General features: G+C 69.9%; 8 protein-coding genes. 6 read left to right on the top strand and 2 right to left on the bottom strand.

The annotated features are described in order from the left end of the window. Positions 1-94: 94 nt before the first annotated feature. The 3 genes from phoU (at position 95) to VGE03_RS03880 (ending at position 2,147) form a co-directional block, all read left to right on the top strand. Positions 95-817, top strand: coding sequence for a phosphate signaling complex protein PhoU (phoU, locus tag VGE03_RS03890; RefSeq protein WP_331045157.1), 723 nt, complete (start codon positions 95-97; stop codon positions 815-817). Positions 818-834: 17 nt separating this feature from the next. Continuing rightward, complete coding sequence (phoB, locus tag VGE03_RS03885) at positions 835-1,524, top strand: phosphate regulon transcriptional regulator PhoB (protein ID WP_331045156.1); 690 nt, start codon at positions 835-837, stop codon at positions 1,522-1,524. A gap of 167 nt (positions 1,525-1,691) precedes the next feature. Further along, entirely contained in the window at positions 1,692-2,147 is a 456-nt protein-coding gene (locus tag VGE03_RS03880; protein ID WP_331045155.1) for a hypothetical protein, read from the top strand. A gap of 91 nt (positions 2,148-2,238) precedes the next feature. On the opposite strand, the gene VGE03_RS03875 is transcribed toward VGE03_RS03880, so the two are convergent. Both VGE03_RS03875 and VGE03_RS03870 read right to left on the bottom strand, forming a co-directional pair. Next, positions 2,239-3,726: a deoxyribodipyrimidine photo-lyase gene (locus VGE03_RS03875; protein ID WP_331045154.1), complete on the bottom strand. Its 1,488-nt coding sequence runs from the start codon at positions 3,724-3,726 to the stop codon at positions 2,239-2,241. A 126-nt stretch (positions 3,727-3,852) separates the two neighbouring features. Continuing rightward, positions 3,853-4,821, bottom strand: coding sequence for a magnesium and cobalt transport protein CorA (locus VGE03_RS03870; RefSeq protein ID WP_331045153.1), 969 nt, complete (start codon positions 4,819-4,821; stop codon positions 3,853-3,855). Positions 4,822-4,962: 141 nt separating this feature from the next. Between VGE03_RS03870 and VGE03_RS03865 the strand changes: the two genes are divergently transcribed. The 3 genes from VGE03_RS03865 to VGE03_RS03855 all read left to right on the top strand — a co-directional run bounded on the left by VGE03_RS03865 (position 4,963) and on the right by VGE03_RS03855 (position 7,690). Next, the gene (locus VGE03_RS03865) at positions 4,963-5,367 is read left to right on the top strand and encodes a SirB2 family protein (protein WP_331045152.1); all 405 of its coding nucleotides are present in this window, start codon (positions 4,963-4,965) and stop codon (positions 5,365-5,367) included. 62 nt (positions 5,368-5,429) lie between these two features. Continuing rightward, complete coding sequence (locus VGE03_RS03860) at positions 5,430-7,274, top strand: gamma-glutamyltransferase family protein (protein ID WP_331045151.1); 1,845 nt, start codon at positions 5,430-5,432, stop codon at positions 7,272-7,274. Continuing rightward, positions 7,274-7,690: a hypothetical protein gene (locus VGE03_RS03855; protein ID WP_331045150.1), complete on the top strand. Its 417-nt coding sequence runs from the start codon at positions 7,274-7,276 to the stop codon at positions 7,688-7,690. The genes VGE03_RS03860 and VGE03_RS03855 overlap by 1 nt, the downstream gene beginning before the upstream one ends. Positions 7,691-7,733: the final 43 nt, after the last annotated feature.

The following is a 7,733-nucleotide window of genomic DNA, read 5'->3' as shown; positions in this document are numbered from 1 at the left end:
GTCGAGACCGGCGACACGGAAGACATCTTCACCAACCCGCGCGAGCGCCGCACGCTCGACTACATCACCGGCCGCTTCGGCTAGGACCGCCGCCATGACCCAGCACACCGTCAAGGCCTACGGGGACGAGCTGAACCAGCTCACCGCCGAAGTGGCGCGCATGGGCGGCCTGGCGGAGGCCCAGGTGGCCGACGCGGTCGAGTCGGTCGCCCGCCGCGATGTCGCCCTCGCCCGCGCCGTGGTCGAGCGCGACGCGCGGCTGGACGGCCTGCACCGCGAGATCGAGAAGAAGGCCATCCGCCTGATCGCCCTGCGCGCGCCGGTCGCCTCGGACCTGCGCAAGACCCTCGCCTCGATGAAGCTGGCCACCGACCTCGAGCGCACCGGCGACCTGGCCAAGAACATCGCCAAGCGGGCGCTGATCCTCGCCGAGGGCGAGCCGATGCAGCCCCTGACCCGCTCGATCGAGCGCATGGGCAAGCTGGTTTCGACCCGCCTGCGCGACGTGCTGGACGCCTATGCCGCGGCCGAGGTCGAGCGGGCCATCTCGGTGTGGAACACCGACGACGAGGTCGACGAGCACTACAACGCCCTGTTCCGCGAACTGCTGACCTACATGATGGGCGACCCGCGCACGATCGGGGCCTGCACCCATCTGCTGTTCATGGCCAAGAACCTCGAGCGCATCGGCGACCACGCCACCAACATCGCCGAGACCATCCACTACGAGATCACCGGACTGGAGTTCACCGGCGAACGGCCGCGCTGGACTCCCGATCCGGCCGAGCCCGCCTCGCCCGAAACCACGTCCGCCTGAAGCCCGGAGAGTTCGACGTGCAGCCGTATGTTCTGGTGATGGAAGACGAGGACGCGCTGGCGACGCTGCTGTCCTACAATCTGGAGAAGGAAGGCTACCACGTGGTGGTGGCCTCCGACGGCGAGGAGGGCATGCTGCAGATTGACGAGCGGCTGCCCGATCTGGTGCTGCTTGACTGGATGCTGCCCAAGCTGTCGGGCATCGAGGTCTGCCGTCGGATCCGCGGCAAGGCCGAGACCCGCAACCTGCCGATCATCATGCTCACCGCCCGCGGCGAGGAATCGGACCGCGTGCGCGGCCTCGACACCGGCGCCGACGACTACCTCACCAAGCCCTTCTCGATGACCGAGCTGACCGCGCGCATCCGCGCCGTCCTGCGCCGCATCCGCCCGGGCTTGGCCGACGACCGCATCAGCCACGGCGACATCGTCATCGACCGCGTCGCTCACCGGGTCCGCCGCGCCAACCAGGAGATCCATCTCGGGCCCACCGAGTTCCGCCTGCTGGACCACTTCATGCAGCATCCCGGCCGGGTGTTCAGCCGCGAACAGCTGCTCGACGCCGTCTGGGGCTCCGACGTCTACGTCGAGGCCCGCACCGTCGACGTCCACGTCGGCCGCCTGCGCAAGGCGCTGAACGTCGAAGGCACGGTCAACCCGATCCGGACCGTGCGCTCGGCCGGCTATTCGCTCGATCTCGGGGGCTGAATTCCGGGGAAGAGCGTCCGCCGGGTGGACAGACGTCGCTCGGTTCAGGCGTCGATGCGGACAAACGCGACTCCGGCTGCTATCGACAGTTCATGCGAGCGCAAACGATTGTGGGCGCCTTGATGATCCTGGCGCCGACCCAACCGACCCAGGCCCAGGAGGCGCCCATGCGCCTCGGCAGCCTCGTGACGATCACAGTCGCGGAAGATCGGCACTACACGCTCGCCCATGAGATCATCATCGAGCCAGCGGACTTTATTGCTGCTCGGACGGAAGCGCAGGTCCAGGGCCGCAGCTGGAAGGCCACACGGATTTCGACGAGAGGCGTAGACGAAATCCGATCTGACACGTGCCCCACACTGCGCACGGTCGCCCTGTCCTTCGGGGACTTGCCCGACGTGCCCATCACGCCAATGCCGTTCCACCTTCACGCCGAGGCGGAGCCCCTGCCTCCAACCCGTAAGGACGGTTTCGTGACGCAGTTGAGGTTCCCGGCGCGAACCGGGGACGGCTCTTACGCCGTGATCGAGATCACTCAAGGCAACGTCTACGCACAGTGGGGCCATGACGCCGTCTCGACGTTGCTGGAATGCTGGGAGCCTCTGACGCCCGGCAACGACTAGTCCTGTCCGCCGCCGCCCCATGCTGACCGTGGGCTGCTGCCGGCGCTCGCTCCCGACAAGTGCAGCCGCCCTGCCCCGCCGACGGGAAGGATCAGTCCTCCCACCCCTCGTTCACCGCCTTCAGGGCCGCGAGCGCCCTGAGCCGGGCCGCGGCGTGATCGACGATTGGCTCGGGATAGCTCTCGCCGAGTCTGACGCCCGCGCCCCTGAGCGCCTGCGCGGGCGCCGCAAACGGGGCGTGGATCCATTTCGAGGGCAGCCGCGCCAGTTCCGGGACCCACCGTCTGACATACTCGCCGTCCGGATCGAACTTCTCTCCCTGGGTCACCGGATTGAACACGCGGAAGAACGGCGAGGCGTCCGCGCCGGAGCCCGCGACCCACTGCCAGTTCTGGCTGTTGCTGGCGAGATCCGCGTCCACCAGCGTGTCCCGGAACCAGTCCTGACCCTTGCGCCAGTCGATCAGCAGGTCCTTCACAAGGAAGGACGCGACGATCATCCGGACCCGGTTGTGCATCCAGCCGGTGGTCCACAGCTGGCGCATGCCGGCGTCTACGATCGGGTACCCGGTCCGGCCCCGCGTCCACGCCGCGAAGCCGCCTTCATCCCTGCGCCACGCCATGGCGTCGTATTTCGGATGGAAGGATCGCTCCGGAAGGGTCGGAAAATGATGCAGAAGATGGGCTGAGAACTCCCTCCAGACGATCTCCGCGACGAACTTGTCGACCTCCGGCGCCAAGGCCGGTCGCGTCTCGGCGGCCGCGCGGACGGTCTCCACGACCCGCCACGGATGGACCTCGCCCCAGTGGAGATGCGGCGAAAGCCGGCTGGTCGCGTTCGACGCCGGCCGGTCGCGGCCCCGGCTGTAATCCGCCAGCCCCCCGGCGACGAAGGTGGACAGGGCCGCCCCCGCCCCCGCCTCGCCGGGCTTCCATTCGAAGCCGGTCGACCAGTCCGGCGAACGCGGCCCGAGCCCCCAGCTCGTCCGGTCTTCGGACCTCACGTTCGGGCCCGCCGTCAGGCGGGACGGGGCCGCCGGCAGCACCGGCGGCCGGACCTGCGCCAGCAGGGCCTTCAGGAACGGCGTGAACACCCGGTAGGGCTGCCCCGCGCCGGTCAGGATCTCGCCCGGCCGGCTGAGAAGCGTCCCGTTGAACCCGCGGCATTCGACGCCGGCCGCCTTCAGCTCGTGCGCGATGTCCGCGTCCCGCGCCCACGCCTCCGGCTCGAACAGGCGGTTCATGAAGACGGCGGCAGCGCCCGTCTCCTGCACCACATCGATGAGCTCCAGTTCCGCCCGGCCGCGCCGCAGGACCAGCGGCGAACCGAGCAGCTCCAGCTGGCGCTCCAGAGCGGCGAGCGACCGGTCCAGCCACCACCGCGAAGCCCCGCCCAAGGGGTGGGCGCCGGAGCCTTCGTCGAGGATGTACAGGGGGATCACCGCCCGCCCCGTCGCGGCGGCCGCCGCCAGCGCGGGATTGTCCGCCAGACGCAGATCGCGCCTGAACCAGACGATGACCGGCCGTCCGGCGTCAGCTCCGGCTTCCGGTTCTCCCGGGGCGGTTGCAGCGGTTGGCATGGCTGGTGCTCCGGGCGGCGTGGCGATGAGCGGATACGTCCGGCACGGCCCGCAGGATCACCGCGTAAACGCCTCTCCGCGCCAACCGTCGCCGTCCCGCTCCCCCGAACTATCCAGGCGGCCCGTTCAGAGCCACCGCGTCCGCCGGAACCTCACGAACAGCCAGCCGCAGACCGCCGCTATGACCAGCAGAACCGCCGGATAGCCCCACGGGCTCCGCAGTTCGGGCATGTGCTCGAAATTCATGCCGTAGATGCCGGCGACGGCCGTCGGCACGGCGAGAATGGCGGCCCAGGCGGCGAGCTGGCGGGTGATGGCCCCGGTGCGCTGCTGCTCCAGCAGGTTGGAGAACTCGAACACCGAGGTCAGCACCTCGCGCAGTCCGTCAGCCATGGCCTGCACGCGGCGCACGTGGTCCAGCACGTCGCTGAAGTACGGCCGCGACTCCGGGTCCACCCCCGGCAGGTCGAGGCGGATGAACTTCGCCACCACCTCGGCGGTCGGGGCCAGCACGCGCTGGAAGCGGATCAGCTGGCGGCGGATCTCGAAGATCCGGTTGATCTCGCTGCGTGCCAGGAAGCTGTCGACGGCGCGCTGCTCCATGGCCAGCACCTCCTCCTCCAGCGCCTCGCCCAGCGGCAGATAGCCGTCGACGATGAAGTCGAGGATGGCGTGCAGGACATAGTCGACGCCCTGGGCCAGAAGAGCGGGCGCGGCCTCCAGCTGTTCGCGCAGCGCCGCGTGGCCGCGGCCGGAGGTCCGGCGAACGCTGATGATGTGGCTGTGGCCGACGAACAGCGAGGTCTCGCCGTAGCGGATCAGGCCGCTTTCCAGCCAGGCTGTGCGGGCCACCACGAACAGCTGGTCGCCGTAGACGTCGAGCTTGGGCAGTTGCTCGCCCTTGGCCGCGTCCTCGACCGCCAGCGGGTGGAGGCCGTAGCTGCGCTGCAGGGTCTGCAATTCCTCGAGCGTCGGATCGACGAGACCGATCCAGACGAACTGGGACTTGTCCTCGGGACAGTGGACCCGCTCATCGATGGACACCGGCCGCACCCGGCGGCCATGCTGGTACAGAAAGGCGGCGACGACGCTCATCGATGCAGGCGTAGCGCGGAACGCGGCGGCGCAGAAGCGGCCGCCGCCGCCGACCGTGGTTTGACACCGCTCGGCCCGGCCAACATATGGCGACGCCGCCCCCGACCCGCGGCCCCCGGTCGCCTGAGGAGATGCCGCCGCATGGAGGAGTTCTATCCGCAGATCCGCACCGTCCACATCTGGGCGGTGATCGCCAGCGGGACGCTGTTCGCCCTCCGCGGAGGCGCCTTCAACCTGCTGGACGCCGCCTGGCCGAAGGCCCTGCCGGTGCGGATCCTGTCGTGGTCCATCGACACCATCCTGCTCACCGCGGCGCTGATGCTGATGACCGTGGTCCGGCAGTATCCCTTCGTCGACGCCTGGCTGACGGTGAAGGTCGTGCTGCTGGTCATCTACATCGGGCTGGGCACGGTGGCCTTCCGCGCCTCGCGCGGGAAGCGCACCCGCATCGCCTTCTGGGTCGCCGCCCTGGCGGTGTTCGGCTTCATCGTCACCGTCGCCCGGGCCCACCACCCGCTCGGCCTGTTCTCGGGATGGATCGCCTAGAAGGCGCTTCACACGGCTCGCGCAGCCGCTAGGGTCGGGAAACGTCAGTCCGGAGACCGCCCATGCGCCGCCGTACCTTCCTGTCGACCCTGCCCGCCGGAGCGCTGATCGCGGGGGCCTCGACGGCCTCGGCCCAGGCTGCGCCGCCTGCTCCCGCCTCTCCCCCCGCGCCGGCGCCCGCCCCGCCGCAGCCCGCCGCGCCGTGGGCCGGCGTCGGGCCCGGCGACCGGATCACCGGCGCGCCCTTCGCCGGGCGGTCGACGGTCTGGGGCGCCAACGGGGCCGCGGCGACGGCCCATCCGGCCGCCACCCTGATCGGCATCGACACCCTGCGGCGCGGCGGTTCGGCGATCGACGCCGCCATCGCCATCAATGCCGCCCTGGGCTTCCTCGAACCGGTGGCCAACGGCATCGGCGGCGACGCCTTCTGCATGCTGTGGGACCCGGCGCAGCGAAAGGTCGTCGGCCTCAACGGCTCCGGGAACAGCCCGCGCGGCCTGTCGCTCGAGACGGCCCGGTCGCGCGCCAACGATCAGGGCTACCTGCCCTCCTACGGCGCGGTGACGGTCAATGTCCCGGGCACGGTCGACGCCTGGTGGAGCGCCCACCAGCGCTACGGCAAGCTGCCGTGGAAGGACGTCCTGCTGCCGGTCGCCGAGCTGTGCGAGGAAGGCGTCCCGATGGCCCCGGTCATCGGCTACTACCTCGAGCGCAACATGGCGGGCTTCGACCGTTCGGCCTCGATCATCGAGGAGAACGACAACCGCAAGCGGGTCTACGCCCCCGGCGGCGAGACGCCCAAGGTCGGCCAGATGTTCGCCAACCCGGACCTGGGCCGGACGCTGCGCCTGATCGCCGAGCACGGCCGCGACGCCTTCTATGACGGCCCCATCGCCGAGGCCATCGAGGGCTATTTCCGCCGCATCGGCGGCTGGATGACCAAGGCCGACCTCGCCGCCCACCGCACCGAATGGGTCGAGCCGATCCGGACCGACTACCGCGGCGTCGAGGTCTACGGCCTCGGGCCCAACACCCAGGGCCTGTCGACCAACCAGATCCTCAACGTCTGCGAACAGTTCGACCTGAAGAGCATGGGCTTCCAGTCCGCCGCCTCGATCCACCACCAGGCCGAGGCCAAGCGCCTGGCCTTCGAGGACCGGGCCAAATGGTTCGCCGACGACCGCTTCAGCCGGACCCCGGTCGAGTGGCTGAACTCCAAGGACTACGCCGCGCAGCGCGCCGCCCTGATCCGGCCTGACCGGGTCATGGACCGCGTCTTCCCCGGCGATGCGCCGACGCAGGGCGACACCACCTATTTCAGCGTCGCCGACAAGGACGGCATGATGGTCAGCTGGATCCAGTCCAACTACCGCGGCATGGGCTCGGGCCTCGTGCCGGATGACGGCGCGGGCAATACGCTGGGCTTCATGTTCCAGGACCGGGGCGAGCTGTTCGCCCTGACCGACGGCCATCCGAACGTCTACGCACCGGGCAAGCGGCCCTTCCACACCATCATCCCGGGCTTCGCGGTCAAGGACGGCCATCCGTGGATGGCCTTCGGCGTCATGGGCGGCGGGATGCAGCCCCAAGGGCAGGCCCAGATCATCATCAACATGGTCGACTACGGCCTCGATCCGCAGGAGGCCGGCGACGCCCCGCGCTGGCAGCACGAGGGCTCGTCCGAGCCCACCGGCGAACCGGCCGAGGGCGTCGGGACCCTGCATCTGGAGTCCGGCGTGCCCGAAGCCAGCAAGCGCCAGCTCGAGGCCATGGGCTGGACCCTGGGCCCGCCCAACGGCGGCTTCGGCGGCTACCAGAACGTGGTCATGCAGCAGAACCCCGGCGGCCGCTGGACCTACGGCGCGGCCACCGAAATGCGCAAGGACGGCATCGCGCTGGCGTACTGATGACGGACCGGATCGATCTGACCGGGCGCTGGACGGGGGTCTATTTCTACCCCGAAGACCACGCCTGGAACGCCAATGACAACATGTCGGCGACGCCCTTCACGGCGGAGCTGACCGACACCGGCGGCGTCATTGTCGGCCAGACGGTCGAGCCGAACCTGACCTTCCCCGGCCGCCCCGATATCCGGGGCGTGCTGGAGGGCCGTCACGACGGCGCGCGCCTGACCTTCGCCAAGACCCCGGACGCCGACCACCAGGATCATGTGATCTACTACGACGGCGACATCTCGCCGGACGGCGGCGCCGTCACCGGGCGCTGGTCCATCCCCGGCGACTGGTCCGGCGACTTCCGCATGCAGCGCCGCACCGTCGGCGAGACGGTCGCCGAAGAGGTCGAAGCCCGCACCCGCGCCTGATCGCCTTACGGCGATTTCATCCTTCGCGACGCATCCGCCAGCC

Source organism: Brevundimonas sp., from assembly GCF_036400995.1.
GTDB lineage: Bacteria > Pseudomonadota > Alphaproteobacteria > Caulobacterales > Caulobacteraceae > Brevundimonas.
The sequence above is the reverse complement of the archived record's forward strand: the minus strand, read 5'-3'. Positions and strand labels throughout refer to the sequence as shown.